General features: G+C 59.7%; 24 protein-coding genes. 21 read left to right on the plus strand and 3 right to left on the minus strand.

Annotation, left to right across the window (positions count from 1 at the left end):
- The first annotated feature begins 13 nt into the window (after nucleotides 1-13).
- The 18 genes from hisS to IC231_RS08080 all read left to right on the plus strand — a co-directional run bounded on the left by hisS (nucleotide 14) and on the right by IC231_RS08080 (nucleotide 20,134).
- Nucleotides 14-1,438 (plus strand): histidine--tRNA ligase, encoded by a 1,425-nt coding sequence (gene hisS / locus IC231_RS07995; RefSeq protein WP_190784030.1) that lies wholly within the window; start codon nucleotides 14-16, stop codon nucleotides 1,436-1,438.
- Between the two features lie 233 nt (nucleotides 1,439-1,671).
- Nucleotides 1,672-3,168 carry a histidine ammonia-lyase gene (gene hutH / locus IC231_RS08000; protein ID WP_190784031.1) on the plus strand — a complete coding sequence of 499 codons (1,497 nt, stop codon included), beginning with the start codon at nucleotides 1,672-1,674 and terminating at the stop codon, nucleotides 3,166-3,168.
- Between the two features lie 96 nt (nucleotides 3,169-3,264).
- A complete protein-coding gene (locus IC231_RS08005) occupies nucleotides 3,265-5,229 on the plus strand; it encodes a T9SS type B sorting domain-containing protein (RefSeq protein ID WP_190784032.1) in 1,965 nt (654 codons plus the stop codon).
- A gap of 129 nt (nucleotides 5,230-5,358) precedes the next feature.
- Nucleotides 5,359-5,928, plus strand: coding sequence for a biliverdin-producing heme oxygenase (locus IC231_RS08010; RefSeq protein WP_190784033.1), 570 nt, complete (start codon nucleotides 5,359-5,361; stop codon nucleotides 5,926-5,928).
- Nucleotides 5,928-8,228 carry an ATP-binding protein gene (locus IC231_RS08015; RefSeq protein WP_190784034.1) on the plus strand — a complete coding sequence of 767 codons (2,301 nt, stop codon included), beginning with the start codon at nucleotides 5,928-5,930 and terminating at the stop codon, nucleotides 8,226-8,228. Before IC231_RS08010 ends, IC231_RS08015 begins: the two co-directional genes overlap by 1 nt.
- A 1-nt stretch (nucleotide 8,229) precedes the next feature.
- On the plus strand, nucleotides 8,230-8,676 hold the full coding sequence (locus IC231_RS08020; RefSeq protein WP_190784035.1) for a response regulator: 447 nt from the start codon (nucleotides 8,230-8,232) through the stop codon (nucleotides 8,674-8,676).
- 8 nt (nucleotides 8,677-8,684) lie between these two features.
- Complete coding sequence (locus tag IC231_RS08025) at nucleotides 8,685-9,923, plus strand: sensor histidine kinase (protein ID WP_190784036.1); 1,239 nt, start codon at nucleotides 8,685-8,687, stop codon at nucleotides 9,921-9,923.
- 98 nt (nucleotides 9,924-10,021) lie between these two features.
- A complete protein-coding gene (locus IC231_RS08030) occupies nucleotides 10,022-10,432 on the plus strand; it encodes a hypothetical protein (RefSeq protein WP_190784037.1) in 411 nt (136 codons plus the stop codon).
- Nucleotides 10,433-10,661: 229 nt separating this feature from the next.
- The gene (locus IC231_RS08035) at nucleotides 10,662-11,096 is read left to right on the plus strand and encodes a cupin domain-containing protein (RefSeq protein WP_211538954.1); all 435 of its coding nucleotides are present in this window, start codon (nucleotides 10,662-10,664) and stop codon (nucleotides 11,094-11,096) included.
- A gap of 169 nt (nucleotides 11,097-11,265) precedes the next feature.
- Complete coding sequence (locus tag IC231_RS08040; RefSeq protein WP_190784038.1) at nucleotides 11,266-12,078, plus strand: helix-turn-helix domain-containing protein; 813 nt, start codon at nucleotides 11,266-11,268, stop codon at nucleotides 12,076-12,078.
- Nucleotides 12,079-12,163: 85 nt separating this feature from the next.
- Nucleotides 12,164-13,204 (plus strand): NAD(P)-dependent alcohol dehydrogenase, encoded by a 1,041-nt coding sequence (locus IC231_RS08045; RefSeq protein WP_190784039.1) that lies wholly within the window; start codon nucleotides 12,164-12,166, stop codon nucleotides 13,202-13,204.
- A 16-nt stretch (nucleotides 13,205-13,220) separates the two neighbouring features.
- On the plus strand, nucleotides 13,221-13,670 hold the full coding sequence (locus tag IC231_RS08050; protein WP_190784040.1) for a cyclophilin-like fold protein: 450 nt from the start codon (nucleotides 13,221-13,223) through the stop codon (nucleotides 13,668-13,670).
- 125 nt (nucleotides 13,671-13,795) lie between these two features.
- Complete coding sequence (locus IC231_RS08055) at nucleotides 13,796-14,368, plus strand: sugar O-acetyltransferase (RefSeq protein ID WP_190784041.1); 573 nt, start codon at nucleotides 13,796-13,798, stop codon at nucleotides 14,366-14,368.
- Nucleotides 14,369-14,430: 62 nt separating this feature from the next.
- Entirely contained in the window at nucleotides 14,431-15,057 is a 627-nt protein-coding gene (locus tag IC231_RS08060; protein ID WP_185886731.1) for a (2Fe-2S)-binding protein, read from the plus strand.
- Nucleotides 15,054-16,037 (plus strand): FAD binding domain-containing protein, encoded by a 984-nt coding sequence (locus IC231_RS08065; protein WP_190784042.1) that lies wholly within the window; start codon nucleotides 15,054-15,056, stop codon nucleotides 16,035-16,037. Before IC231_RS08060 ends, IC231_RS08065 begins: the two co-directional genes overlap by 4 nt.
- A 12-nt stretch (nucleotides 16,038-16,049) precedes the next feature.
- Complete coding sequence (locus IC231_RS08070; RefSeq protein ID WP_190784043.1) at nucleotides 16,050-18,284, plus strand: xanthine dehydrogenase family protein molybdopterin-binding subunit; 2,235 nt, start codon at nucleotides 16,050-16,052, stop codon at nucleotides 18,282-18,284.
- A 442-nt stretch (nucleotides 18,285-18,726) separates the two neighbouring features.
- Entirely contained in the window at nucleotides 18,727-19,056 is a 330-nt protein-coding gene (locus IC231_RS08075; protein WP_185886734.1) for a YbaB/EbfC family nucleoid-associated protein, read from the plus strand.
- Nucleotides 19,046-20,134, plus strand: coding sequence for a glycosyltransferase family 2 protein (locus IC231_RS08080; protein WP_211538955.1), 1,089 nt, complete (start codon nucleotides 19,046-19,048; stop codon nucleotides 20,132-20,134). Before IC231_RS08075 ends, IC231_RS08080 begins: the two co-directional genes overlap by 11 nt.
- 97 nt (nucleotides 20,135-20,231) lie before the next feature.
- Here IC231_RS08080 and IC231_RS08085 read toward each other — a convergent pair whose 3' ends face one another.
- Nucleotides 20,232-20,450 (minus strand): PspC domain-containing protein, encoded by a 219-nt coding sequence (locus tag IC231_RS08085; RefSeq protein ID WP_185886735.1) that lies wholly within the window; start codon nucleotides 20,448-20,450, stop codon nucleotides 20,232-20,234.
- 158 nt (nucleotides 20,451-20,608) lie between these two features.
- On the opposite strand from IC231_RS08085, the gene IC231_RS08090 reads away from it, so the two are divergent.
- The 3 genes from IC231_RS08090 to IC231_RS08100 all read left to right on the plus strand — a co-directional run bounded on the left by IC231_RS08090 (nucleotide 20,609) and on the right by IC231_RS08100 (nucleotide 23,894).
- Nucleotides 20,609-22,417: a tetratricopeptide repeat protein gene (locus tag IC231_RS08090; RefSeq protein WP_190784044.1), complete on the plus strand. Its 1,809-nt coding sequence runs from the start codon at nucleotides 20,609-20,611 to the stop codon at nucleotides 22,415-22,417.
- 44 nt (nucleotides 22,418-22,461) lie between these two features.
- Entirely contained in the window at nucleotides 22,462-22,797 is a 336-nt protein-coding gene (locus IC231_RS08095) for a hypothetical protein (protein ID WP_190784045.1), read from the plus strand.
- 113 nt (nucleotides 22,798-22,910) lie between these two features.
- Nucleotides 22,911-23,894: a pyruvate dehydrogenase complex E1 component subunit beta gene (locus IC231_RS08100; RefSeq protein ID WP_044017955.1), complete on the plus strand. Its 984-nt coding sequence runs from the start codon at nucleotides 22,911-22,913 to the stop codon at nucleotides 23,892-23,894.
- Nucleotides 23,895-24,020: 126 nt separating this feature from the next.
- Here IC231_RS08100 and IC231_RS08105 read toward each other — a convergent pair whose 3' ends face one another.
- Nucleotides 24,021-25,421, minus strand: coding sequence for a hypothetical protein (locus IC231_RS08105; protein ID WP_190784046.1), 1,401 nt, complete (start codon nucleotides 25,419-25,421; stop codon nucleotides 24,021-24,023).
- Nucleotides 25,422-25,448: 27 nt separating this feature from the next.
- Nucleotides 25,449-26,840 carry a hypothetical protein gene (locus IC231_RS08110; RefSeq protein ID WP_190784047.1) on the minus strand — a complete coding sequence of 464 codons (1,392 nt, stop codon included), beginning with the start codon at nucleotides 26,838-26,840 and terminating at the stop codon, nucleotides 25,449-25,451.
- Nucleotides 26,841-26,999: the final 159 nt, after the last annotated feature.

Genomic DNA, 26,999 nt, shown 5'->3' on the forward strand with positions numbered 1-26,999 from the left:
CGCATTGTTTCTGATGAGCGTTCAAAAACCCAGCATTCCGCAAGGCACCCGCGACTTTGGCCCGGCCGTAGTGGCCCGCCGCAACTATATTTTCGGCATTATTCGTCGCGTGTTCGAGAAGTTCGGCTACGCCCCGCTCGAAACGCCCACGCTCGAAAACCTGTCGGTGCTGACCGGCAAATACGGCGAAGAAGGCGACCAGCTGCTGTTTAAGGTGCTGAACTCGGGCAACTTTCTGAAAAAGCAGAAGGGCGACGTTATCAAAGAGGAAGTAACGCCCGACGACCTGCTGGCCGGCCCCAAAAAGGTATTGCCCAAAATTGCCGAAAAAGGCCTGCGCTACGACCTCACGGTGCCTTTCGCGCGCTACGTGGTGATGAACCGCGGCACGCTGACATTTCCTTTCAAACGCTACCAGATACAGCCGGTATGGCGCGCCGACCGGCCCCAGCGTGGCCGCTACCGTGAGTTCTACCAGTGCGACGCCGACGTGGTAGGTACCGACTCACTGCTCTGCGAGGCGGAAATCGTGCTGATGATGAGCGAGGTGCTAAATGCGCTGGGCCTCACGGAGCACACCATCAAAATCAACCACCGCCGCGTGCTGGGCGCTATTTATCAGGCGCTGGGCGGCGAGGGCACCGAAACCGACCTGTTCACGGCCATCGACAAACTCGACAAAATCGGGCGCGAAGGCGTAGAAAAGGAGCTGGCGGGCCGGGGCTTTTCGGAAGAGGCTACCGTGCGCCTGTTCGATCTGCTGGGCGTGGCAGGCGGTTTCGAGGAGAAGCTGGAGCGGCTGCTCGCCGGATTCGTGACGGCCGGCGTGGATGCCGACAATGCCACCGCCGACGGCTACAAAGGCCTGCAGGACCTGAAACGCGTGCTGGACTACCTGCGCGACTTCGGCTTCGACAAGTTCGAAAACCTTGATTTTGATGTGACACTGGCCCGCGGCCTGAGCTACTACACGGGCTGCATCTTCGAAATCAAGATCAACAACGTGAACATGGGCAGCGTGAGCGGCGGCGGCCGCTACGACAACCTCACGGGCGCGTTCGGGCTGCCGGGCGTGTCGGGTGTGGGCTTCTCGTTCGGTGTGGACCGGCTCTACGACTGTCTGGAGGAGTTGAACCTGTTCCCGCCCGATACCGCTACTACCACCCGCTGCCTCGTGGCCAACTTCGACGAGGAAGGTGAGCGGGCCATGCTGCCCGTGCTGCGCCAGCTGCGCGAAACCGGCATTTCCAGCGAGCTGTACCCGGAAACGGGCAAGCTGGGTCGGCAGTTTAAGTACGCCGATGCCAAAGGCATTCCGTTTGTGTTGCTGCAGGGCTCAGAGGAGCGTGCCGCCGCCCAGTTCAAGCTCAAGACCATGAGCACCGGCCAGGAGCAGACGCTTACGCTGGCTGAAGTACTGGCCCAGCTGCAGGCATAAAACAAAGCTGATAGATATAGATAACAGAACGTCATTCCGAGCGAAGCCGAGGAATCCTGCTGGTGTAGTAATCAATTAGGTTTACCACACCAGCAGGATTCCTCGGCTTCGCTCGGAATGACGTTTTGCTTTTGTGACTGTGTGGCCCGGCATTTATTTTTTGTTCGGCGGGAAAAACGGACTTTTGAGATTACACCCCGGCACCACCCGCCGCCCACCCTGCTTTCCACCCCATGCCCCACGAGTACGCCCTCACGCCTTCCACGCACCTGAGCCTTGACACCCTGACCGAGCTGCTGGACCAGGAAACCCGCCTCACGCTTTCCGCCGAAGCCCGCCAGCGCATCCAGCACTGCCACTCCTACCTGCATAACCGGCTGGAACATTCCGATGCGCCCGTGTATGGCATTAATACCGGTTTCGGCTCACTCTGCGACAAAAGCATTTCGCCCGAAGACCGGGGCCAGCTCCAGACCAACCTGATGATGTCGCACGCCTGCGGCACGGGCGAGGAAGTGCCCTCCGACATCGTGAAAACCATGCTGCTGCTGAAGGCCCAGAGCCTAAGCTACGGCCACAGCGGCGTGCAGCTGGCCACCGTGCAGCGCCTGCTGGACATGTACAACCGAGACATGCTGCCCGTAGTGTACCAGCAAGGCTCCCTGGGGGCCAGCGGCGACTTAGCACCACTGGCGCATCTGTGTCTGCCGCTGCTGGGCCTGGGCGAAGTGAACTACCAGGGCTACCGCTTGGCCGCTGCCGACGCACTCAGCCTGTTCAGCTGGGAGCCGCTTACGCTGGAAGCCAAGGAAGGGCTGGCGCTGCTGAATGGCACGCAGTTTATGCTGGCCTATGCCGTGCATGAGCTGCTGCGCACACGCCGCCTGCTGAATGCCGCCGACATTATCGGCGCCTTATCGTTGGAGGCGTTTGATGGGCGCTCTGAGCCGTTTGATGAGCGGCTGCACCGCATCCGGCCCCATGCCGGGCAGCTGACGGTGGCGCGTCGCATTCGGGAGCAGCTGGCCGGCTCGGAGCTGCAGCAGCAGGTGAAAATGGCCGTGCAGGACCCCTACTCTTTCCGGTGCATGCCGCAGGTGCACGGCGCCTCCCGCGACGCGCTGGCCTATGTGGAGCAGGTAGTGGAAACCGAGTGCAATGCCGTCACCGACAACCCCAACCTCTTCCCCGACGACGACCTGATTCTGAGTGGCGGCAACTTCCACGGGCAGCCGCTGGCCCTGGCCCTGGACATGCTGGCCATTGCCACCGCCGAAATCGGGAGTATTTCGGAGCGGCGGGTGTACCAGCTCATCAGCGGGCAGCGGGGGTTGCCGCCGTTTCTGGTAGCCGAGCCCGGCTTGAATTCCGGCTTCATGATTCCGCAGTACACCGCCGCCGGTATCGTAAGCCAGAACAAGCAGCTGTGCACGCCGGCTTCCGTGGACAGCATTGTGAGCAGCAACGGCCAGGAAGACCACGTGAGCATGGGCTCCAACGCGGCTACCAAGGCCCTGCGCGTGGTCCAGAACGTGGAGCAGGTGCTGGGTATCGAGCTGCTGAACGCGGCCCAGGCGCTGGCCTTCCGCCGCCCCACCCGCAGCTCCGAGGCGCTGGAACAGGTGGTAGCCGCTTTCCGGGAGAAGGTTAATTTCGTGAGCCGGGACCGGGTGCTCTACCCCGACCTGCACGCCGCTGCCGCCTTCGTGCGTAGTTATCCTTGGTCCTGATACACTAGCCGTTTGCCTGAAGCATGCGAAACAATGTGATTAACACGTTATCCGTTTGCATCTTGCCTGCCGCTACCCGATTTCATCCGCCAGCCTATGCGTTCTGCCAACTACTTCTACCTGCTGCTGCTGTTCGTCGGAATAGTGCTGGCTGCTCATTCGCCTACTCTGGCGCAACCCTGCGCGGCCACTCCCGGCCAGCCGGCCTGCACCTTTGTGGCCGTAGATGTGCAGACCAACCAGATTGTGGAGAAGCTATGCGTCGGCCGCCCCGTGCGTTTTGATTTGTGCTCTGGCCGGCAGCCACTGGTATACACATATCAGGTGCTGCCAGGCTCCGCAGCGTATCCCAACCCTTGTGGCCCAGGCTTTCAGTCGTTGCCCTACACCTACACGCCTACTGCCACCGGCCCCATTACGGTTACTGAAAACGGGCAGCCAGGTAACCCAGGTGGCACTTCCACCATATATTTCCGCGAATTCCAGGTATACGACAACCCCGCACCTGCATTTACTACCACGTCCTGCTCGCCTGGCTTTGTGCAGGTAACGCTGCCGGGCGCCCCCTACGACAGCTATACCGTCCAGATTGGCAGCAGCGTGCTACCAGCACCCCGCGGCCAGACCATCACCTACCCAGTGCCGGCCGGCGCTACCAGCATCACGGTAGCCGGTGTATACAGCGACAATGCCTTGTGCACGCGCTCAGCTACCCAAACCCTGCCGCAGCTGGCCGCACCGGGGCCGTTGGCTATTCAGAATATCACATTGCAGGGCACTACGGCCCAGCTTACCGTGGCGCCCCTTACGGCCGGCTACCGCTACAGCGTAGAGCGGGCCGACTTCGCATCCCCCACCGCCTTTCAGACAGTGACGGCCGCAACGCCTACCGGACTCACGGGCTTCACGATACCGGGGGCGGCGCCGGGCTTCTACCGCATCCGGCGCGCCGACGACTGCCAGCAGGCTCTGGCCGTATCCGACCCCATCAGCACGCTTACGCTTACCGTGCAGGCCGCCGAGCGCCGCAATGAGCTGGCCTGGCAGCTGGGCCCCGACCCCGCCAGCTTTGAACTGACCCGTACGCCCGCCCTCCCGCCGGGCGTTGTGCTGTCGCCGGCCGCGCGCACCTACACCGATACGGCCGTGGCCTGCGGTATCACCTACACGTACCGGCTCACGGCTCGCTACCAAGGCAGCGTGTCGTCGGTTTCCAATGAAGTAGCGGTGCGGGCCACCGCCACGCAGGCCCCGCCTGTTCCGCAGCTGCTGGCGACATTTGATGAGCGCAACCGGGTGGTGCTAACCGCATCCGTAGCCCGATTCCCTACTACCGGCCAGCTTACCTACCTGCGCGACGGAACTCCTATCGGCTCCACTCCTGCCCGCACCCGCCGCGACTCTTTGCAAGCCTATTCGCCCGCGGCGGCTCCCTGCTACCAGGTCCGGTTTGAGGACGATTGCAGCAACCGCTCCCCGGACAGCGCTCCTTTTTGCCCGGCAGTGCTGGCGGCCGAACTGGCCGATCCGCGCGGCTCCTCGGTGCGCCTGCAATGGTCGAAGCTGCGCGGAGCGCCCGCTGCCACCACGCCGGACACGCTGCGCTACCGCCTGCTGGTGCTGAACCCTGACAACACGGTACGCAATACCTTGGCCGTCAGCTCGCGGGGAACCTACCTCGACCTGCTGCCGCCCACTGACCTGCAGGCCGTGCGCTACCGGCTGGAAGTAATGGGCGGGGGGCTCCCGGCACCCAGCTATTCCAACATTGCCAGCGTGGTGCGCCGCCTGGAGGCCTACGTTCCTACTGCTTTCACGCCCAACGGCGACGGCCTGAACGACGTGCTGGAAGTGAAAGGCCGTTTCCTGAAAACCTACACCTTCACGGTGGTAGACCGCAACGGCCAGGAGGTGTTCCGGGGCACCGACCGAACCCAGGCCTGGGACGGGCGCATCCGCAACGAAAAGCCCGTGCAGGGCGCGTACGTCTGGCGGTTTGAAGCCCGCGACGATGCCGGCCAAACGGTAGTACAGCATGGCACCGTTACGATTCTGCAGTAAGCGGCAGTTCTGCACCGGCGGGCCTGGCCAGTGCCGCCGGCGCAGAACTGCGGGCTTATTTGGGGCGAAGCGGTAAATTTGCCTTTCTTCCGGCTTGGCAAACCCTGTTCCGGGCCTCTTGTATCCTGCATGACGAATTCCCCTGCTTCACCCGGCATTCTGCACCGGCTGCGAACTGAAACCCGTCCTTACCACGACGCACTGGAGCAGAACCGCTTCAATCAGGAGCTGACGGCCGGCACCCTGACGCCGGAAGCCACCGCCCATTTTCTGGCCAAGATGTATGGCTTTCTGAAGCCCTACGAAGACCGGCTCCGGCAGCAGCAGCAGCATTTTGCGCCGGAATGGGCCATAGCACACCGCTACCGCGCCCACCTGATTCTGCAGGACCTGCCTGCCGGTTCGGCGGCGCTTCCCCTGTGCCCTGCTTTACCGCCGCTGCACACCTGGCCGCAGCTGCTGGGCGCCATGTACGTGCTGGAAGGGTCTACCCTCGGCGGGCAGGTAATTGCGAGGCAGCTGGCCAAAGCGGCTATTCCGGCCCGCACTTACTTCAGCGGCTATGCCGAGCGGACCGGCCCGATGTGGAAGTCGTTCTGCCAGCTGCTGGGGCAGGCCGTCACGCCCGAAAATGAAGATGAAGTAGTGGCGTCAGCGGGCCGCACTTTCCAACACCTTGACGCCTGGATCAATACCTGATGAGCTATACCGATGAAAGCCTGCTGGCTGCGGATATCGACCTGACTAACTGCGACCGGGAGCCCATTCATATTCCGGGCTCTGTGCAGCCGTATGGCTTTTTGCTGTGCCTGAACGAGGCCACCATGCGCATCGTTCAGGCCAGTGAAAACACCCTGGCGCTGCTCAGCATCCCGGCCGAAGAGTTGCTTGGCGCCCAACTGGACCGCCTGCTGGGGCCCGACTGCCTGGCTGAAATCGACCGGCTCCGGATTACGCTCACCACAACTACCCGGCTGCTGGGCGCGCAGCTGGCCAATGTGCCCGGCCAGCCCTACTACAAAATCATTCTGCACCGCCACGACCAGCTGCTGTGGCTGGAGTTTGAGCCGGTGGAAGAAAAGCTGGCTCTCCCGCCCGACCTGCCGTTTCTTAACGATGCCCTGGGCCAGATGCTCGCCGCCACGCGGGTACTGGACTTCTGCCAGCATGCTGTGGAGCAGGTTCGCGCCATCACTGGCTTCGACCGGGTGGCCATCTACCGGTTTGCGGCCGACGAAAGCGGCGAAGTCATTGCAGAAGCCACGCACGAAGACCTCGAGCCCTGGCTGGGCCTGCATTATCCCGCCACCGACATTCCGAAGCAGGCGCGGGCCATGTACCTCAAAAACTGGCTGCGTTTTATTCCGGATGCCCGCTACACTCCGGCGCGGCTGGTCCCGGTGAACACGCCCGGCACCAGCCGCCCACCCGATATGACTTACTCCGTGCTGCGGAGCGTGTCGCCGATACACATTGAGTATCTGCACAACATGGGCTCGGCGGCCACCATGACCATTTCGCTCATTCAGGAAGGGCAGCTGTGGGGCATGATTACGTGCCACCACCGTACGCCCCGCCTGGTCAGCTACGAGCTGCGCGACCTGTGCCAGTTTATCGGCAAGACGTTTTCGGCCCTCATCAGCGCCAAAGAGCAATACGACGAGCAGGAGTACCAACTCCGCATTCGCGAAAACCAGGTAAGGCTGCTGGAGCACGTGTCCAGCAACGAGAACTTCGTGCAGGCCCTCTACAGCCGCCAGCCCACAGTAATGGATGTGTTCGACTGCGACGGCGCGGCTATCTGCTTCGATGGCAGCATTATGCGCATGGGCACTACCCCGTCCGAAGACCAGATTCGGGACATTCTGGCCTGGCTGCAGCAGCAGACAAAAACGGAAGTGTTTTACACCAATTCCTACGCCAGCCTGAACCCGGAAGGAATTCGCGTGCGGGCAACAGCCAGCGGCATCCTGGCCGTTTCGCTGGCCGAGGCCCCTGGCAACTACATTCTCTGGTTCCGGCCCGAGATAATCCAGACCGTGACCTGGGCCGGCCGGCACCAGAAAAACCAGGTGCTGGCCGACGGCCAGATTTTCCTCTCCCCGCGGCAGTCGTTTGAGGCCTGGAAGCAAACCGTGGAAAACACGTCGGCCCCCTGGAAGCCGCTGGAAATTGAAGCTGCCCGCGAAATTCGCCTGCATATCTCCGACCTGCGGCTGCGGGTTTTCAACGAGCTACAGCAACGGGCCGCTCTGCTCAGCCGGCTCAATGCCGAGCTGGAGCGCAGCAACGACGAGCTGGATTCCTTCGCCTATGTAGCCTCGCACGACCTGAAAGAGCCGCTGCGCGGTATCCACAACTACTCTCTGTTTCTGCTGGAAGACTATGCCGACCAGCTCGATGCCGACGGCGTGCACAAGCTCCAGACGCTGGTCCGGCTCAGCCAGCGCATGGAAGGCCTGATTGAGTCGCTGCTGAAACTTTCCCGCGTGGGCCGCACCGAGCTGGAAGTGGAGCCCACCAACCTGAACGACCTGCTGGCCGACGTGCTAGATCTGCTTTCGCCCCGCCTGGAGCAAACCGGCACCACTGTAACCATCGCCGGAACGCTGCCCGTCATCAACTGCGACCCGGTCCGCGTAGGCGAAATTTTCAATAACCTGCTTACCAATGCCATGCGCTACAACGACAAACCCACAAAGCAGGTGGAGATTGGCGAGGCGCCCGCCACGGTAGCTCCACAAAAAGGCAGTGCGAACCGAGACGATTTGCACGTGTTTTACGTACGTGACAACGGCATCGGTATCGACCCCAAGCATCACGAGAATATCTTCAAGATATTCAAGCGGTTACACTCCCATGAGAAGTATGGAGGCGGCACCGGAGCCGGCCTGGCCATCGTCAAGAAAATGGTAGAGAAGCATGGAGGCTCCCTCTGGGTAGACTCGCAGCCCGGAGAAGGCGCTACCTTCTATTTTTCGCTTTTAAAGCACTTGTAAAGTGGCAACCTTACCTCTCAAACCCATCCTCGTAGTGGAGGACAGCGCCGAGGATTTCACGGCCCTGGGCCGTGCCTTCCGCAAACATGCGCTGCGCAACCCCGTGCTACGCTGCGAAGACGGCGACCAGGCGCTGGAATACCTGCAGGGCTGTGGCAAGGCCAGCGGCTGGCCCCAGACGCTGCCGGCTTTGGTGCTGCTGGACCTGAACCTGCCCGGCACCGATGGGCGCACGGTGCTGAGCAAGCTCAAGCAGGATACCCGTCTGTACTCTATTCCCGTCATCATTTTCAGCACGTCCAGCAACGCCCGCGACATTGAGGACTGCTACAGGCTGGGGGCCAACAGCTACCTGACCAAGCCCATAGAGTATGCCGTGCTGGAAGAAAAAATCCGCCTGGCCATGCACTACTGGCTGGATGCCTCTGAACTACCATTTGCGAATTAGCCTGCCTAGTGAAAAAGATATTACTCGTTGATGACAACGAGCAGGACCGGATGCTGTACAAGCGGTTTCTGGGCAAGCAGGGGTCGTATGAGCGGCTGGAAATGTTCGAGGCTACTTCCGGTGCCGAGGCTCTGGCGCAATACGCGACGCTGCGCCCCGACTGTATCCTGCTGGACTACAACCTGCTGGACACGGATGGCCTGACGCTTCTCTCGGAATTGAAAGCCTTGGCATCGGCAGATAGCCTGTGCGTAGTCATGATTACGGGGGGCGGCAGCGAGCAGCTGGCCGTGCGGGCTCTCAACAACGGGGCCATGGACTACCTGGTGAAGCAGCAGTTCGACCAGGAATTGCTCTACAAGACCGTAGTGCACGCCATTGAGAAGAACGAGTGGCGCCAATACATGGCGCGCTACCACCAGGAGCTGCAGGGCGTAAATCAGCAGTTGCGCGAATCGGTGGGGGAGCTAACCGATGCCCGCCAGCAGATTCATTTGCAGAACACCCTGCTGACCAAGGCCAATACCGAGCTGGCCACTACCAATCAGCAGCTGGCCCGCACCAACGCCGACCTCGACAACTTCGTGTATGCGGCTTCCCACGACCTGCGCCAGCCGGTGCACAACCTGCGCGGCCTTTTTGAAGAGCTCCAGCGCTCCGCAACCGTAGATGACCCCGAAGCCGACCAGCTCTGGCGCCTGCTCGACCATTCCCTGCGCGCCCTCAGCACGACCATCACCGATCTGGCGGCCGTGGTACAGGTAGCGCGGCAGCCCGGTGAGCAGATTACGGAGCCGGTTGCCGTTGAGGAGCTGACGGCGGATGTCCTTCAGAGCCTGCATCCGCAGCTGCTGGCAGCACAGGCGCACGTCGCCACCGATTTTTCGCGTTTGCCGGAAGTGACCTACGTGCGCAGCAGCTTGCGCACCATGCTGGTCAACCTGCTCAGCAACGCCATCAAATACCGCCACCCCGACCGGCCGGCCCGCATACGGGTTAGCACGTACCGGGCGGGCGGGCAGCCGGTACTGGAAGTGTCAGACAACGGCCTAGGCATGGATCTGCAGCTACACGGACCGGAGCTTTTCCATCTGTTCCGGCGCTTCCACCCGCAGGTGGGCGAGGGTACCGGTGTAGGCTTGTTTCTCATCAATCGGCTTGTCAGGGCCCAGGACGGCCGTATCGAGGTAGAAAGTCAGGAAAATGTGGGCACCACGTTCCGGCTGTTTCTCCAGGGGGCAGAATAGCCGCTGCTGCCAGAGCCGCAGTCATCCCCATTAAATTATTGCGTTCTTCGTTCACTCGACGACAATACGCTCAGCAGTATTTGGTAGCGGCTACAACTATGCTGGACAATCCTGCCCTGCTGCTTCTGGGGTCGACCCCGGCCCTATCTGTGTATTATGATGCGGAGAACCTGTGGCTCTACGCGGACTGGCAGGGAGCGTATGAAGCCGATACCGCTCAGCGGAGCGCCCAGTTGCTAGTGGAATGCCTACAGTCGTATCCGTGCCAGAAGTTGCTGAACAGCACGCTGCAGGTCACCAGCAGCTGGAACGGCAGGGAACGGTGGGCTGGAGAAACCCTTTTTCCGCTGCTGGCCAGTTTTGGTATTCGCTACATTGCCTGCGTCTACTCCAGGCAGTGGCCGGCGCGCCATTCCCTGGATATGGCAATGGAATATACTACCCAGCCTTTCATCGTGTCCTTCGACGACCTAGCCACGGCTTATAGCTGGCTGCAGCAAACCAGTTAGAGCCTGCGCTCCAGCCGAAGGCCAGGCCGGATGGCTGGCGGAGCAGAAGACAGGGGTTCCGTTTAGGAATAGCCCTCTGTCTCACGGATTTCCGCTTGGCGTTTTGAACCGCCTGCCGGTATGCCAGTCGCGCCGCCTGCTGCTTTTTGTTTGAATTGTATCAGAAGCTGTTTGATTCCTGTTTTTCGCCCCGCAGCGAATCTGGAACCTTTGTCGGGCACAGTTGCTGGTGAGCCAACCCAGTATCTTATTCCGCCTGTCCGATGAAAAACCACACCAACGCCCCGCCGGCACCCAGCAGGGAGCCGCTGAAAACTTCAACGGCGTGGCCTGGGTGACGCTGCTCACCCCACCCGGCAACCCGACCGACTGCGTAGTCGGCGACGTGACCTTTGAGCCCGGTGCCCGCAACAACTGGCACTCGCACGCCGCCGGCCAGATTCTGCTGGTGACCAACGGCTTGGGCTACTATCAGGAAGCAGGCCAGCCAGTACGCCTGCTGCGCCAAGGGGACGTCATCAAGGCTCAGCCCGGTGTGAAGCACTGGCACGGTGCCTTGCCCCGGCAGGCCATGACACACATTGCGCTCAACGTCAATACCGAGAAAGGCATTGTGACCTGGCTGCAGCCCGTGACAGAACACGAATACACCAGCTACCGGTAGCCCGCCTGCGCCAATGCCCGCCGCGAAAGTCCAACCCCTTTCCCCGATTCGGAGTTTATACCGACAGCGCCGCCTGATGCTGGCGCTGTCGAATCCAATGCCGCAGCCTCACCTTCTTGCCCGGTCTTCTGCCCACCCTCTTATCAGTGGAGAAATTTGTGTGGCGACAATGGAGGATGTCCGCCGGGTGATGGGCGCCTTCAGCCGGCGCGACCATTTCAAGGTGGTGCTGGTGCTGGAAGGCGCCAACGAGCTGCACTACGCTACCCGCAGCTACGCCGTCGACAAGCCAGCCTTGGTGTTTACCAACCGGCTGGTGCCCTACTCCTGGGAGGTAGTAGAAGGCGGTGGCGACCAGCAAGGGTATGTCTGCGGATTCACCGAAAGCGTTCTGCATTCGGCTATGCGCGGTATCAGCCTCAAGGAATCGGTACTCTACAAAGTAGATGGCAACCCAGTCTACTTTCTCACTACTGAGCAGCAGCGCTACCTCGCGCAGGTATTTGAGCGGATGCTCCAGAACCAGGAAACTGATTATCCCCATAAGCACGACCTGCTGCGTAGCCAGCTCTCCTTTATTATTCACGAAGCGGCCCAGATGCAGCCGGCCAGTGCGTACACCGTGCCCTCAACCAACGCAGCGGAGCGCATCACCGCCCTGTTTTTAACCTTGCTGGACGCGCAGTTTCCGGTGACAACGCCTACTGACGAGCCCATCCTGAAAAATGCCCAGGACTACGCCGACCGCCTGGCCGTGCACGTCAACAGCCTGAACCGGGCAGTAAAGGAAGTCACGGGAAAATCTACGACCGCCCACCTGGCCGAACGATTCGTGCACGAAGCCAAAACGCTGCTACAGCACACCGACTGGCCCGTAGCCGACATTGCAGACCGCCTCGGCTTCGAGTACGCGACTTACTTCACTCGCTTCTTTAAGCAGCATACCGGCAGCACACCGTTGGCCTTCCGCCATCCTGCTTGATTTGTAAAAAGCTGTTCGACAGCTATTCGCCCACGTCTTCAGCTGACAGGCACTTTTACCACTTCACTCATTTAGCCAGCCTACCATGATACCAGCCAAAGGTTACGCAGCACAAAGCCCGACCACAGACCCCGCCCCTTGGAATTTCGAGCGCCGTGACGTTGGGGCGCACGACGTGCAGATTGAAATCCTGTTCTGCGGCGTTTGCCACTCCGACCTGCACCAGATCCGCAATGAGTGGTTTCCGGGCATCTTCCCGATGGTGCCGGGCCACGAAATCGTGGGCCGCATCACCAAAGTGGGCGAACATGTCAAGAAATTTAAAGTAGATGAGTTGGCTGGCGTAGGCTGTATGGTAGATTCCTGCCAGGTCTGCGTAAACTGTAAGGATGGGCTGGAGCAATACTGTCTGGAAGGCAATACCCAGACCTACAACAACCTCGGACGCGACGGAGCCCCTACCTACGGCGGCTACTCTAACACCATTGTGGTGCGTGAGGAATTTGTGGTGCACGTATCGGAGAAGCTGAATCTGGCCGCGGTGTCCCCGCTGCTTTGTGCCGGCATCACTACATACTCGCCGCTACGCTACTGGAAAGTGGGTGCCGGCCATAAGCTGGCCGTGGTTGGGCTGGGCGGCCTGGGCCACATGGGCGTGAAGTTTGGTGTGGCCTTCGGCGCGGACGTGACCGTGCTGAGCACCTCCCCTTCTAAGGAAGCCGACGCCAAGGCCCTTGGTGCCCATCATTTCGTGGTTACCAAGGACGAAGCCCAGTTGGAAGCAGTAAAAGGCTCCTTTGACTTCATTCTCGACACCGTAGCAGCCGACCACGACATTCCGCTGTACCTGTCGCTGCTCAAAACCAGCGGCACCCACATCTTGGTTGGAGCGCCACCTAAACCCATGGAAATTCCGGCCTTTGCCCTGATTCCGGGCCGTAAAAGCGTATCTGGCTCTACCATCGGCGGCATTGCCGAAACTCAGGAAATGTTGGATTTCTGCGCCGAGCACAACATCGTTTCCGATATCGAGCTGATTGACATCAAGGACATTGCCGCTGCTTATGAGCGGATGGTAAAAGGGGATGTGCGCTACCGCTTCGTCATCGACTTGGCTACGCTGTAACCACTACTAAACAGGCATGAAACGACCGTCGTTGCTGCTACTGCTCCTATTGCTGCTGTTGAGTGGCACCGGGGCGTGTGAAAACGAGTCCTCTGAGCCCGCCAATTTGCCTACGATGAGCACCCGACTTCGCATTCGGATTGGTTCCGACACCTTCACCGCTACCCTGTTCGACAATCCTTCTTCCGCGGCCTTCGTAGCCCTGCTACCTCTCACCGTTGCAATGAGTGAGCTAAACAGCAACGAGAAGTATTACGACTTCGCGACTGGCCTGCCAACTAATTCCACCAGTCCTGGCACCATTCAGGCGGGCGATTTGATGCTGTATGGCAGTGAAACACTGGTTCTGTTTTACAAAAGCGTTGCCACCTCTTACCGCTACACACGGCTGGGGCGCATCAATAACCCTGCGGGACTAGCGGCTGCTCTGGGGGCTGGCAGCGCCACCGTAACATTCGAACTATAAGTGCGGCAACCCGCGCACTTGCTCATGTGCAGCAGACGCAGGACACGGGCATTTTGCTCTTCACTAATAGTCTAGCAAGGACAGCAACGGACATATACCGACTATCGACCGGGTCTCTCAAAGCCATGAAGAATCTACCAAAAACAATTTTTGAGCGGGATTTGGCTGGTGAAATCATCCGGCTCGACGACCCGGAATACCCACAGATTTACGCCGTCATTCGCAAAGCCATCCGTATTACCTCCCAGCTCAATTCTATGATGGTGGATGATGAGGACGAGGTTCGGCGGGTTTTCAGCGAGCTGATCAACCAAGAGGTAGACAAAACCTTTTTCCTGATTCCGCCTTTCTACACGGACTTCGGCCACAACATCCGGATTGGCAAAAACGTGTTCGTGAATTTCGACTGCGTGTTCATGGACCGTGGCGGAATTACACTGGAAGACAACGTATTGGTGGGCCCGAAAGTGAGTCTGATTACTACCAACCACCCACTGGAGCCCGCGCAACGTAAGAGCACCTATTCCAAGCCTATTCTTATACAGAAGAATGCCTGGATTGGGGCTAATGCCACGGTCATGCCCGGCATTACCATCGGAGAAAATGCGGTAGTAGCGGCTGGTGCAGTTGTCACGAAGGATGTGGCGGCCAACACTATTGTAGCGGGCGTACCGGCCCGTGTGGTAAAGAAAATCTAACGTATACTCATGCTTGGCGGGCCAAACCGGCGCTTTCTACCTGCCTTTGTTTCCTTTTCGTCATGAATACTGAACCCGAAAACGCAAGTCCCCACGATGACTCGCGACGCACGTTTCTTAAACAGTCGACGCTGCTGACGGCCATGGCTCTGGTGCCGGGCCCGGTAGTATCGGCTGCCGAGGCCAAGCTGGACGAGCGGGTGGCTGAGGCCATTGAGCAAGTACCGCTAAGCCTGAAAGTGAATGGCAAAAAGCTGAAGCTTTCGGTAGAACCCCGCACGACGCTACTCGACCTGTTGCGTGAGCAACTGCACCTGAACGGCACTAAGAAAGGCTGCGACTATGGCCAGTGTGGGGCCTGCACTGTGCACGTGGATGGCCAGCGCGTAAATAGCTGTCTGAGCTTCGCGGTGATGCACGACGGCAAGGAAATCACCACCATTGAGGGCCTAGCTGACGGCGACAAGCTGCACCCCATGCAGGAGGCGTTTGTGAAGCACGACGGCTTTCAGTGTGGCTACTGCACGCCCGGCCAGATTATGAGTGCCGTGGCTTGTGTGCGTGAAGGCCACGCCGGCTCTGAGGGTGAAATACGGGAGTATATGAGTGGCAACATCTGCCGCTGCGGAGCTTACTCAAACATCGTGGCGGCTATCCAGGACGTGAAGAAGGGAGGACAAAAGGTATGAACCAGTTCCAGTACAGCCGCCCTACCAAGCAACAGGCCGCCATCGACGCAGTTGCGAAGGACCCCAATGCCGCCTTTATTGCGGGTGGCACCAACCTCGTGGATTTGATGAAGCGCGGGGTAACAAGCCCGCAGAAGTTGGTTGACATTAACCGCCTGCCATTAGGCAAGATTGAGTCCCAGAACAACGGGTTGCGTATTGGCGCTCTGGCCCTGAACTCGGCCGTAGCTGAGGACCGGCAGGTGCGTGAGAAGCAGCCGCTCCTGGCCTTAGCCCTGAATGCCGGAGCCTCGCCGCAGCTGCGCAATATGGCTACCGTAGGTGGAAACATGCTGCAGCGCACCCGTTGCGCATACTTCTACGATACTACCATGCCCTGCAACAAGCGCCAACCCGGTACCGGCTGCGGCGCGCTGGAAGGCGTTAACCGAATGCACGCCATCTTCGGCTTTTCAGATAAGTGCATTGCCGTGCACCCCTCCGATATGAGCGTGGCGCTGGTAGCCCTAGATGCAGTGGTGCAGGTAAGTGGCCCTAAAGGCAACCGCAGCATCCCCTTCGCCGACTTCCACCGCCTGCCCGGCGACACGCCCGAAAAGGACACTAATCTTACGCCCGGGGAGCTGATAACAGCCGTAGACGTGCCGGATGGTCCTTTCACCAAGCATGTGCACTACCAAAAGGTGCGCGAGCGGGCCAGTTACGCTTTTGCGTTGCTTTCCGTAGCAGCAGCGCTGGACATCGACGGCAGCAACATCATCAAAGCGGCGCGGCTGGCCATGGGCGGCGTAGCCCATAAGCCCTGGCGTCTCACAACTGCTGAGCAGATGTTAGTTGGCAAGCCGGCTACCGAAGAAACATTCCGACAGGCGGCCGATGTGGCTATGCAGGGCGCCAAGTCTTTTAAGTACAACGCCTACAAGCTCAAGCTTGGCCCTAATGCAATTGTCCAGGCGCTTAAAACCGCCGCAGCCGCTTAACCCGATTTTGTTATGAAAACCCCAGAAAAGCAAATCGGAGCACCGATGGACCGCGTGGATGGCCGCCTGAAAGTAACTGGCGCGGCCACCTATTCGGCTGAATACGAGCTACCCGGCATCACTTATGCCGTGCTCGTGGGCAGCACCATCACCAAAGGCCGCATTACGGGCATCGACAGCAAGGCCGCTGAGCGAGCCCCTGGCGTGCTGGCCGTCATCACCCATTTCAACTCGCCTAAGGTGCCGGGCTTTGATACGGCGGGCAAGGACCCGTCGCAGCCAGCCACGGTGGGTGGGCCGATTAAGATATTCCACGACGATAAAATTCGCTTCAACGACCAGCCAATTGCCATTGTGGTGGCCGATACGCTGGAGCGGGCCCGCTTTGCCGCACGGCTGGTGAAGGGCCAGTACGCGCCGGAAAAGCACCAGACCAACCTGGAGGCCAGCAAGCCCCAGGCTTTTCTCCCGACTTCGGCCAAGAAAAATCCGAAGAACCCGATGAACGACTACCAGCGGGGAAAGACGGATGCGTATAAGGCCGGCGCTATCAAGCTGGAACAGGACTATGTGATTCCGACCGAGGTGCACCATCCGATGGAGCTCCAGGCCATTACGGCGCACTGGGAAGCGCCCGACCGCCTAACAATTTACGACAAGACGCAGGGCACCATGGCCACCCGGCGCGACTTTGCCAAAGAATGGGGCTTACCCGAAGAAAACGTAAAGGTCATTGCCACATTCGTGGGCGGTGCTTTCGGCAATGCCCTGCACAGCTGGCCCCACGAGTCAGCTGCCATAATGGCGGCTAAAGTGGTGAATAGGCCGGTGAAGCTGATGCTGACCCGCGAGCAGATGTTCACGATGGTGGGTTACCGGCCCTACACTTGGCAGAAAATTGGGATGAGCGCCACGGCCGACGGCAAAATCACGGCTATTACGCACGAGAGCATCGGCCAGACGTCCAGCTACGAGGAGTTCACCGAATCGACGCTGGCCCAGACGCGCATGATGTATCAGTCGCCTAATCTGACCACGCGCTACCGTCTGGCCTCCCTTGACATAGGCTCACCCATCTGGATGCGCGGCCCGGGCGAGGCGACTGGTGCATTTGCGCTGGAGTCCGCTATGGATGAAATGGCGCACCAGTTGGGCATTGATCCGCTGGAATTCCGGCTGCGCAACTACACCGATACTGACCCCGAAAACGGTAAGCCGTGGAGCACCAAGTTTTTGAAGGAATGCTACCAGCTGGGTGCTGACCGCATTGGTTGGAACAAGCGCCAGCTGAAGCCAGGCAGTGTGCGCGACGGCGACTGGCAGGTGGGCTACGGCATGGGCGTGGGTACATTTGGGGCGCATCGGGGCGCGGCTACTGTAGGCGCCCAGCTGTTGCCCAATGGCACGGTGCTGCTCCAGTGCGCCACCACCGACATTGGCCCTGGCACCGGCACCGTAATGACGCAAATTGCGGCCGACACGCTCGGTATGGACCCGCAGAAAATCCGGTTCGAGTTGGGCAACTCTTCTTTCCCGAAGGCGGGCACGCAAGGTGGCTCCTCCACTGTGAATAGCGTGGGTCCGGCCACGCAGCAGGCCTGCCTGGCCTTGAAGGACAAGTTGCGGCAGTTGGCGGCGGTAGGCAGCGCGGCTTTTGCCTCGGCTAAGAAAGAGGATATTATCCTGACAGATGGGTACCTCACGCTGGCCAGTAACTCCACTGCCCGCGTACCCTACGCCGAATTATTGAAGCAAGCCGGCGGCACAGCCGTAGCTGTGGAAGCCAAGCCCGATGGTGCTGGTCAGAAGTATTCCATGTACTCGTTTTCGGTGCATTTTGCCGAGGTGCTGGTGCATGTGCTTACCGGCGAGGTGCGGGTAAGCAAACTGGTTTCCTGCGCCGATGCGGGCACCATCATCAACGAGAAAACCGCCGCCAACCAGATGAAAGGCGGCGCGGTAGGCGGCATCGGCATGGCCCTGATGGAGCACGCCATCATCGACGACCGGTACGGCCGCTACATCACCAAGGACTTCGCCGATTATCATGTCCCGGTAAATGCCGACTCGCCCGACATTCAGGTGGCATTTGTGAACCAGCCTGACCCGTACGTCAACGCGTTGGGCACAAAGGGCATTGGGGAAATTGCCACTATTGGTGTGGCTCCTGCTATTGCCAATGCGGTGTTTAATGCCACCGGCAAGCGTGTGCGGGAGTTGCCCATAACCCCCGACAAGCTGGTGTAGATAGGTGTAGCTCTTGGCACTAGGTTCAAGTTCATCAGGTAGTTTGCCTGCTAAATAGTGCACCAGCATGTACAGTTTTTCCGCTTACGCCTTCATATGGTTTTCTAGCATCAGTCGGGTATTCCGGTCACTTTCTGGTGCAGCGTTGAACCCCAACAGTTGAAGATCTTGCGAGGATTTTACCCGCTATTCGGCTAACAGCTACTAATGCAGTAGCGGAGCCCATTATGTTGGTATGGCTGTGACTTGCGTAAATTGCGCTGTTGCCAGCAGATTCGCCGGTGAAATAAAAATTCAGGTTCCAGAGTAGCCATTTGCGCAAAGCTGGTCTCGGAAACAAGTGCGCGGTGTAGGATGAGCAACACATGTTGCTCGGATTATATCAGAACCTGACTACACCTTACCCCCTTCCAGTTCGCTGGACTCAACGATAGAAGAGCTTATGTTTGACATGATGGGCATGATGGGCAAAATGAAAGAGCTGCAGGAGAAAATGCAGCAGGCCCAGCAGGAAATGCAGTTTGTGACGGCCACCGGCGAAGCGGGTGGCGGCCTTGTGCGCGCCACCGCCAACGGTCAGCGCCGCGTGATTAAACTTGAAATTGATGAAACCCTCCTCTCCGACCGGGAAATGCTGTCGGACCTGGTAGTGGCGGCCGTGAACAAGGCACTGGATGAAGCCGGCGACAAAGCCAAGGAGGAGCTGAAGCGCAAGACCAGCGGCCTGATTCCGAACATTCCTGGCCTCGACCTCGGCGGTTTTGGCCTCTAGCAGCATTTCAACGCCAATTTCTGCTGTAACCGGTATTGCTGACGCCTGCGCCGATGTAGCCGTAGTAATACTGAACTGGAATGGTGCGGCCCTGTTGCGCCAGTTTCTGCCTTCAGTACTGGCTTACAGCAATGCAGCACAGATTATCGTCGTTGACAATGCCTCAACAGATGACTCCGTGGCCGTTCTGGTACAGGAGTTTCCGCAAGTGAAGCTACTTGCGCATGCCGCCAACTTAGGCTTTTGTGAGGGCTATAATCAGGCCCTTAACCAACTGGCACCCGATATCCGGTATGCGGTGCTGCTCAACTCCGATGTGGCCGTGACGCCGGGCTGGTTGCAGCCCATACGTCAGCTTCTGGAAGCACGCCTAGCCGTAGCGGCCGTTCAGCCCAAAATACGGGCCCACGCGCAGCCGGAATTGTTCGAATACGCCGGAGCTGGTGGCGGCTACCTCGACCGGCTGGGCTACCCTTTCTGTCGCGGCCGCCTCTTCGATACGCTGGAACCCGACCAGGGCCAGTACGATGATGCCCGGCCGGTGGCCTGGGCTACCGGGGCCTGCATGGTGGTGCGCCTGAGCGCCTGGCACGCTCTGCATGGGTTGGAACCGGAATTCTTCGCGCACATGGAGGAAATAGACCTGTGCTGGCGCCTCTGGAACGCCGGCCACGAGGTGTGGTACCACGGCGGCAGCACAGTGTACCACGTTGGAGGCGGCACCCTGCACAAATCCAACCCACGCAAAACCTACCTCAACTTCCGCAACGGGCTGGCGCTGGTCTACAAAAACACGCATGCATCGGAGCTGGCCGGCACTTTGGCTACCCGTCTTGTGCTGGATTGGGTGGCGGCGCTGCGCCTGCTGCTGCAGGGCGAATCGGCGGATGCCCGCGCCATCCTGCGGGCTCACCGTGACTTCTACCGCCGCCTCTCTCATTGGAAGCAGAAGCGCCGCCAGTATCCGCCGCGCCTCACGCAGCAGCGGCCGGGCGTGTATCGGGGCAGTCTGGTGTGGGCATATTTCGGGCAGGGCAAACGCAAGTTTTCGGAGCTGGATACCCGCCTGCTTTCCTGACCATTTGGCCGCCTATCGGCTTCAGTTGCGCTGGGTTGCTCACAAAAAAGCCTGCTCTTTTAACGAGAGCAGGCACCCGAATAAGCCACCGTGTGCGTTACAAGTCCCAGACCGTGCTGCGCTGCCGACGCATGGCACGCCGCACGTTCATCCAGAAGGCAAGAGCGAAGTACAGCACAATGGGCGAGCCGAAGGTGAAGAACGAAGCGTATACGAAGGAAAGCCGGACACTGCTGGAAGAGAAGCCCAACCGGTTGCCCAAGGCATTGCAGACGCCAAAGCTCTGCTTTTCGATGTAGTCGGTAAGACGTTTCATAGCATCCTGTTGTAAAGACTGAGTGTTGCTAACCTGGTACAAAATAACAAGATACGTCTGTCTGAGCAAGCTCAAGCGGTGCAAATTCCTTCCAAGATACGTCTCCCGTACGCGGTTTTCCGTTTGTTGTCTGAAATTCCGCCCCAGATACTCTGCTTATGAGAAGCCTTTCGCACCTGATTTCGCCCACCTTGCTCTTGGTAGTAGCCGGTACGTTGCCCGGTTGTACGCTACCTAAGATGCTGAAGGTTGCGCAAAGCGGCCAGCAAGTGAGCGTGCAGCCTTCGGTGCTGGAAAGCAACGGCGAAAATGTGCTGTTTGAGGTAACGGCCCGCGTGCCGGCTAAGCACCTGAAAAAAGGCGCGGCCTACGGGCTCAATATGCGCTACGTCTATGATAATGGCCTGCGCGAAGACACGCTGGGCCGCCTCTCCTTCGTGTCGGGCGAGTATGTGTACGATGAGGAAAAAAAGGACCAATTAGTCCTCAAAAAGCAGCTCTCTTTCCCCTACACTCCGGCCAAAAGCCCCGGCGAACTGCTGGCCCTCCCCGAGGCGCGCGAGCTGAAGGCCAAAGGCAGGCGGGTGAAAGGCAAGGAGTTTCGGGTGGCGCGGGGCATCGTAAGCACGGGCCAGCTGGTAGTGCGCCAAGATACGGCCATTACGCTGCTCGTTGATAACGTAGACAATAACATGAGCGGCACCCGCGTGCTGCCGTTTTTCTTCGATGCCGGCAAGGCCGAAATTCGTAATTACCTGGGCACCAATGTAGCGGCGCTGGAAGACTTTATCGAGGCCAACCAGCGCACCGAAAAGGTGATGATAGTGGCCGGCCACTCGCCCGACTCGCTGGATGCCCACGACCGGCGCCTGGCCGACAAGCGCGTACTGGCGCTGCAGAAATACTACAAAAACCGCGTCGATACGGATTCCTACCTGAACCGGGTGCACGACATCGACTTCGAAACCGAAGCTTACCACCGCCGCTGGGACCTGTTTCTGAACAAGGTACAGGAGTCGGCGCTGAAGCCCGCGCAGGTCGATTCGGTGCTGCTGCTCATCAACGATACGCCCGGCACCTATGCTCAGAAGGAAAAGAGCCTGCACAAGCTTTCCTACTTCGACTACCTGGAGCAATACATCTATCCGGTGATGCGCTTCGGGACGGTGGCGGTGCAGTATTCGGCGCCCAAGCGCTACGATTCGGAAATCTATCTGCTCTCGAAAAAGATTGTAGAGAAGCAGCTTGAAGCCGATGCCCTGACGCCGGAGGAACTGCGCTACTCGGCCACGCTCACGCCGCTGCTGGCCGAAAAGCAGCGCATCTACGAAACTTCGGCCGCTACTACCGGCCGCTGGGAAGCCTACCACAACCTGGGCGTGGTGCTGCTGCAGCGCTCCGAGAAAGAAGTGAGCGATAAAGTGCGCCGGGCCTACCTGCGCCGCTCGGCCGTGAACTTCACGCTGGCTGCGCACCGCAACCCCGCGGCCAACATGTTCTACCGCGTCGCCACCGCCTACCACCGCGCCGGCGACAAGCTGGAAGCCCTGCAGAACTACGACTACGCCATCAAGCTCGGCGGCCCGCGGCCCGTATTGGACAAGGTATTTGCCGATAAGGCGGCACTGGAAATTGAAGTTGGGCAGCTGGACGATGCGCTGGGCAGCCTCAGCTACAGCTCCAAAAGCTACCAGAACACCATGAACCGGGCGCTTATCTACCTGCTGAAAGGCAACTATGAAGGTGCCACCAGCATCTACCAGGAAGCCCTTACTCTGAAGCCCAACGACCCGCTGGCCTACTACTGCCTGGCCGTGGTGGCGGCGCGCCAGCAGGACGAAACGCTGATGGGCCAGAACCTGCGCCGCGCCGTGCAGCTCGACCGGAAGTTCGCCAGCCGCGCCGTTGAGGATCTGGAGTTTGCCGAATATGCTAAAGGGAAGGTATTTCTGGAGGTGTTGCGGTAGACAGCTCTTACCGGTGCAAAAGAGCGTTACTTATTTGAAGTGCTATGAAAACACGAGCCTATTCCCTTCTGGCATCAGCAGCACTATTTACTGGTTGCCTTTCTACCAAAGTACCTCCTACTGAGTCCGACAGTGCGCTATTGATGCTGTTGAATAATCGGCAGCTTACTGTGACTTCACTGAGTTCTGCTATCCAGACCAACATTACCCGACAGGAGCAAAAAGGCGATACGCTGGTCCTGACGTATACAATAGGTGCTTTTCTTCGCAATCCTTCAAATACGGTTGCCGTGGCTGAAAACATCCGGTATGTCAGGTGCGCAAATCAGGTATATAGAGTAGCGGCGGCGGCTGACGGCTTGCGGCTTGAGCCGTTGTAACTTGCCTTTTCCATTGTGAAGCCGCCTTTACTTGCCCGTCCCGGCTAGCCGTTGTAGCTTTACGCGCCGGCTGGCCCGGCTTTTTCATTCTGACTTTCGAACTGCAACAGACTATGCGGACCATCCAATTCCGGGAAGCCCTGCGTGAAGCCCTGTCCGAAGAAATGCGCCGCGACCCGCGCGTGTTCCTGATGGGCGAAGAAGTAGCCGAGTACAACGGCGCCTACAAAGTAAGCCAGGGCATGCTGGACGAGTTTGGGCCGGAACGTGTAATTGACACCCCGATTGCTGAGCTGGGCTTTGCCGGTATCGGCGTGGGCGCGGCCATCAACGGCCTGATTCCGGTCATCGAGTTCATGACCTTCAACTTCTCGCTGGTTGCCATCGACCAGGTGATTAACTCAGCCGCTAAAATCTACTCGATGTCGGGCGGACAGTACTCCTGCCCCATCGTGTTCCGCGGGCCTACGGGCAGCGCGGGCATGCTTTCGAGCCAGCACTCGCAGAACTTCGAGAACTGGTACGCCAACACGCCCGGCCTGAAAGTAGTGGTTCCCTCCAACCCTTACGACGCCAAAGGCCTGCTGAAAGCCGCCATCCGCGACCCAGACCCAGTAATTTTCATGGAGTCGGAGCAGATGTACGGCGACAAAGGCGAGGTGCCTGAGGAAGAGTACATCCTCGAAATCGGTAAGGCCAACGTGGTGCGCGAAGGCAAATCGGTAACGCTGGTGAGCTTCGGCAAGATGATGAAGATTGCCCTGGCCGCCGCCGACGAGCTGGCCAAAGAAGGCATCGAAGCCGAAGTAATCGACCTGCGCTCGGTACGTCCGATTGACTACGACACGTTGGTGAACTCAGTGAAGAAAACCAACCGCATGGTGGTGGTAGAAGAAGCCTGGCCGCTGGCCAGCATTAGCTCGGAGCTGGCCTACACCGTGCAGCGCCGCGCCTTCGACTACCTTGATGCGCCCGTAGTACGCGTAACGTGCATGGACGTGCCGCTGCCCTACGCTCCTACCCTCATCGAAGCCTCGCTACCAAACGTAGGTCGCACCGTGAATGCCGTGCGCGAGGTGATGTACGTCAAGAAATAAAGAAGCACCGCTTCTCGCAAAAAGCCCCGCAGCCGTTCTGGCTGCGGGGCTTTTTTATTGCGGAACGAGAAGTCAGTTCACTCATCCATTTCCAAACTCAACATCAGACTCCAGCTGCCACTGCTATTACCACAATGCCCGCGGCCCCAGCTCCAGCGTAGCCTGTGCCGTTACTGATGCCCAGAAGCAGACCGCCACAAACCCCACATATGCCACTCCCACCGCCGCCAACTGCCGGCGCGGCAACTGGGAAGGGTGCCACGCCGTGGGCCACCCGAAACACAGCACCGCGTACAGGAGCAGATGCAGTGGCAGCAGGAAGCGGCATTCCATGCTCATGGGCAGCATGGGCATACAGGGCATCAGCAGCACGGCCAGCACCAACCACTGGTGCCAGCGTAGCTTGCGGAAACGAGTACGCAGCAACACGAGCAGCGCCCCGAACCACACCGTATAGTTCAGCCACGCCAGGCCCCAGGTCGGCACGTACACCCGCTTGATATACGGCGTCGGATATTGCACGTCAAGCCCGTTGAACAGCCGCCACGCATACATTTTCGTGAACGTGAGCGGGTGGCGCAGCACCAGCTGCAGGTAGCTGCCATACGAGTCGAACCAGCCGATACGCTCGGCTTTGACGAGCTGCTCGCCAGCTACGTCCCGAAATATGAGAACCCGCTGCGGGTAGTCGGTGACGATTGTGGTTTCGTATTTCTGGTGTACCAAGCCCCATTTCAGCTTTTCGCGGTAAAGATTATCCGTTTCCAGGTCCTCGTGCTGGGCCAGCACCAGCGGCGAGTTTTGCCGGAACTGGTAGTGGTTGATCAGCAGCTGCGGCAGCCACAGCAGCGCCATGCCAGCCAGCAGCGCCAGTGTGCGAGCCACCCGCCGACCACCGTTGATATGGAGCGGCAATACTGCCAGAAGCGCCATAAAAAAAGGCACGGAAATCAGATAGGTGGGGCGCATGTTGCAGGCCGCGGCCAAGCACATTCCCGCTCCCGCTACTCCCCAAAGGCCGGCATTATACAGCAGCAATACACCAAGTCCCAGCGCCCACAGGGCCGGGAAATCGGTGAGCGTGAAGTTGAAATAGTCGCGCCACAGGGCAAAGCCCAGCGCCGCGAAGGCCAGCCGCCGCACCCAGGCCAGCGGCTCCCGCTGCCCCTTAGCGGACTGCCACAGCAGTGGTCCAATCAGCCCAAACCCCACGGCCGCCGACACCGCTCCGAACACGCGGGCAAAGAGAATAGGCGGCAGATTAGTATAGAACTGCACGATGCGCAGCGGCAGCAGCAGCAGCGGCAGCAGGTAGCCCCGGAAACTATCGTGAAAGTTGAGGAGCGAGAAGCTGCCCTGCTTATGGTAGTAGATGGAGATAAACCAGTAGTTCAGCGAGTCGTGGTACAGGCGCGTGTAGCCGGAAAAGGGCAGATACAGCAGATACGCCAGCAGCAGTAGCAGAGTCAGGCGCCAGTACGGAAGCCGCGGGCGGCCGGGCCGGGCCGATAATAGTTGTGTCAGCAAGAGAATCTGAGGTTTAGCGAAGCCGGCTTAGTCGTCCACTAAGGACTTGCCTTTGCCAGGGTCGGGCTGCAAGTTGCGGAAAGTGGCCGCCGAAAGCCAGAAGCAGCAGCCCAGCCACAGGCCGGCCACCAGCAGCCCCGCCACCAACCGAAGCGGCCGGCCCCGCCACCACTCCTGGTAAGGCCGGGGAGAAAACCGGAACGCGGCCACCGTGAGCAGCAGCAGATGCAGCGGAAGCACAAACCGCGACTCAATAGCAGTAGGCACGGCCACCGCGCAGGGCAGCAGCAGCGCCAGCAGCACCAAGCCACGCGGCCAGCTCAACCAGCGCCCTAGCCTAGCCCCGGCAACTACGCACAGCCCCAGCCCCAGAGCTGCATAGTTGAGCAGCTGCATCAAGTGGCGTTCGGGGCCGTAGTCGTGCAGCAGATACGGGGCGGGCTGCTGCACGTCAAGCCCGTTGAACAAGTGCCGCACGTAGCGCCAGCTATAGTCGAGCGGGTGGCGCAACACGGCACTCAGAAACTGCCCGTAGGAAGTATACTGGCTGATTCCGGCTTCTTGCAGCACCCGCAGGCCCGCCGGGTCCACGAAGAAAAGGCGCTTGTTCAGGTCGGCATCGTAGCGAAGCAAACGGGTGCCCCAGGTAAGCTGTTTGAGGTACAGTGGCGCCTGCTCCGTATCGGAAACGCGGGCCAGCACCAGCGGTGTATTCTGCCGGAACTGCAGCCGGTTGATGGCCAGCTGCGGGGCCAGTGCCAGCGCCATGCCCAGCAGCAGCAATGCCCACCGCCAGACCAGTGCGCGCCGGCTACGCTGCCAGCTCCACCAGCCCGCCAGCGCCAGCACCGCTGGCACGGCCGCCAGATACATCGGGCGGCTATTGAAGGCGGCGGCGAGGCTGAAGCCTGCTACCAGCCACCACCCCAGTCCTCGCCGCCCACACGCCCATAGGGCCAGCAGCAGCAGCACCAGCGCCGGCATATCCACCATCGTAAAGCTGAAATGGTCGCGCCAGAACACAAAAGCCAGCAGCACCAGGGCCAGCCAGCGCACTCCGGCTACGCGGCCGGGTACCAGCTGCTGCCACAGTGCCGGAATCAGCCAGGCATACAGCGCAGCGGCCCATACCACGCCCATCGTTTTGGCCGCCTGCGGCATGGTGCAGTCGGTCAGGAAGCGGATGATGAGGGCCGGAAACTGCAGCAGCGCCGCCAGGTAGCCGCGCGTAGGCGTGTCGAAATACAGCAGCGAAAAAGCCTGGTGGTGCCGCTGAAACGACACAGCCAGCTCCCAGTAGTGGCCCGCATCGTAGGGCATGCGAGTGCCGGTGAGGCCACCACCGAGCAGGAAATAGCCAGCATACAGCGCCACTACCACCACGATACGCACCCAGAGCGGCCAAGCCTGCTGCTGCACCCTGCTTCCAGCGGGCAAGGCGACCTCAGCACCTCTGGAAGCAGATAAAAAGCGGGCAACTGAAGGTAGCACAGGCATTAAGCGGGCGGACTAGATGGCCACATGGGCCGGCAGGAGGGATTTTACGTACCTTTTGCCCAAAGCTACGCCGCATTTCCG

The organism is Hymenobacter duratus, from assembly GCF_014698995.1.
GTDB lineage: Bacteria > Bacteroidota > Bacteroidia > Cytophagales > Hymenobacteraceae > Hymenobacter > Hymenobacter duratus.

Coding starts and splice junctions, on each gene's coding strand:
- IC231_RS08050 (WP_190784040.1), top strand. CDS start 13,221: ATGAAACGACCGTCGTTGCTGCTACTGCTCCTATTGCTGCTGTTGAGT.
- IC231_RS08015 (WP_190784034.1), top strand. CDS start 5,928: ATGAGCTATACCGATGAAAGCCTGCTGGCTGCGGATATCGACCTGACT.
- hisS (WP_190784030.1), top strand. CDS start 14: ATGAGCGTTCAAAAACCCAGCATTCCGCAAGGCACCCGCGACTTTGGC.
- IC231_RS08005 (WP_190784032.1), top strand. CDS start 3,265: ATGCGTTCTGCCAACTACTTCTACCTGCTGCTGCTGTTCGTCGGAATA.
- IC231_RS08060 (WP_185886731.1), top strand. CDS start 14,431: ATGAATACTGAACCCGAAAACGCAAGTCCCCACGATGACTCGCGACGC.
- IC231_RS08075 (WP_185886734.1), top strand. CDS start 18,727: ATGTTTGACATGATGGGCATGATGGGCAAAATGAAAGAGCTGCAGGAG.
- IC231_RS08095 (WP_190784045.1), top strand. CDS start 22,462: ATGAAAACACGAGCCTATTCCCTTCTGGCATCAGCAGCACTATTTACT.
- IC231_RS08045 (WP_190784039.1), top strand. CDS start 12,164: ATGATACCAGCCAAAGGTTACGCAGCACAAAGCCCGACCACAGACCCC.
- IC231_RS08070 (WP_190784043.1), top strand. CDS start 16,050: ATGAAAACCCCAGAAAAGCAAATCGGAGCACCGATGGACCGCGTGGAT.
- hutH (WP_190784031.1), top strand. CDS start 1,672: ATGCCCCACGAGTACGCCCTCACGCCTTCCACGCACCTGAGCCTTGAC.
- IC231_RS08085 (WP_185886735.1), bottom strand. CDS start 20,450: ATGAAACGTCTTACCGACTACATCGAAAAGCAGAGCTTTGGCGTCTGC.
- IC231_RS08100 (WP_044017955.1), top strand. CDS start 22,911: ATGCGGACCATCCAATTCCGGGAAGCCCTGCGTGAAGCCCTGTCCGAA.
- IC231_RS08010 (WP_190784033.1), top strand. CDS start 5,359: ATGACGAATTCCCCTGCTTCACCCGGCATTCTGCACCGGCTGCGAACT.
- IC231_RS08030 (WP_190784037.1), top strand. CDS start 10,022: ATGCTGGACAATCCTGCCCTGCTGCTTCTGGGGTCGACCCCGGCCCTA.
- IC231_RS08040 (WP_190784038.1), top strand. CDS start 11,266: ATGGAGGATGTCCGCCGGGTGATGGGCGCCTTCAGCCGGCGCGACCAT.
- IC231_RS08065 (WP_190784042.1), top strand. CDS start 15,054: ATGAACCAGTTCCAGTACAGCCGCCCTACCAAGCAACAGGCCGCCATC.
- IC231_RS08090 (WP_190784044.1), top strand. CDS start 20,609: ATGAGAAGCCTTTCGCACCTGATTTCGCCCACCTTGCTCTTGGTAGTA.
- IC231_RS08055 (WP_190784041.1), top strand. CDS start 13,796: ATGAAGAATCTACCAAAAACAATTTTTGAGCGGGATTTGGCTGGTGAA.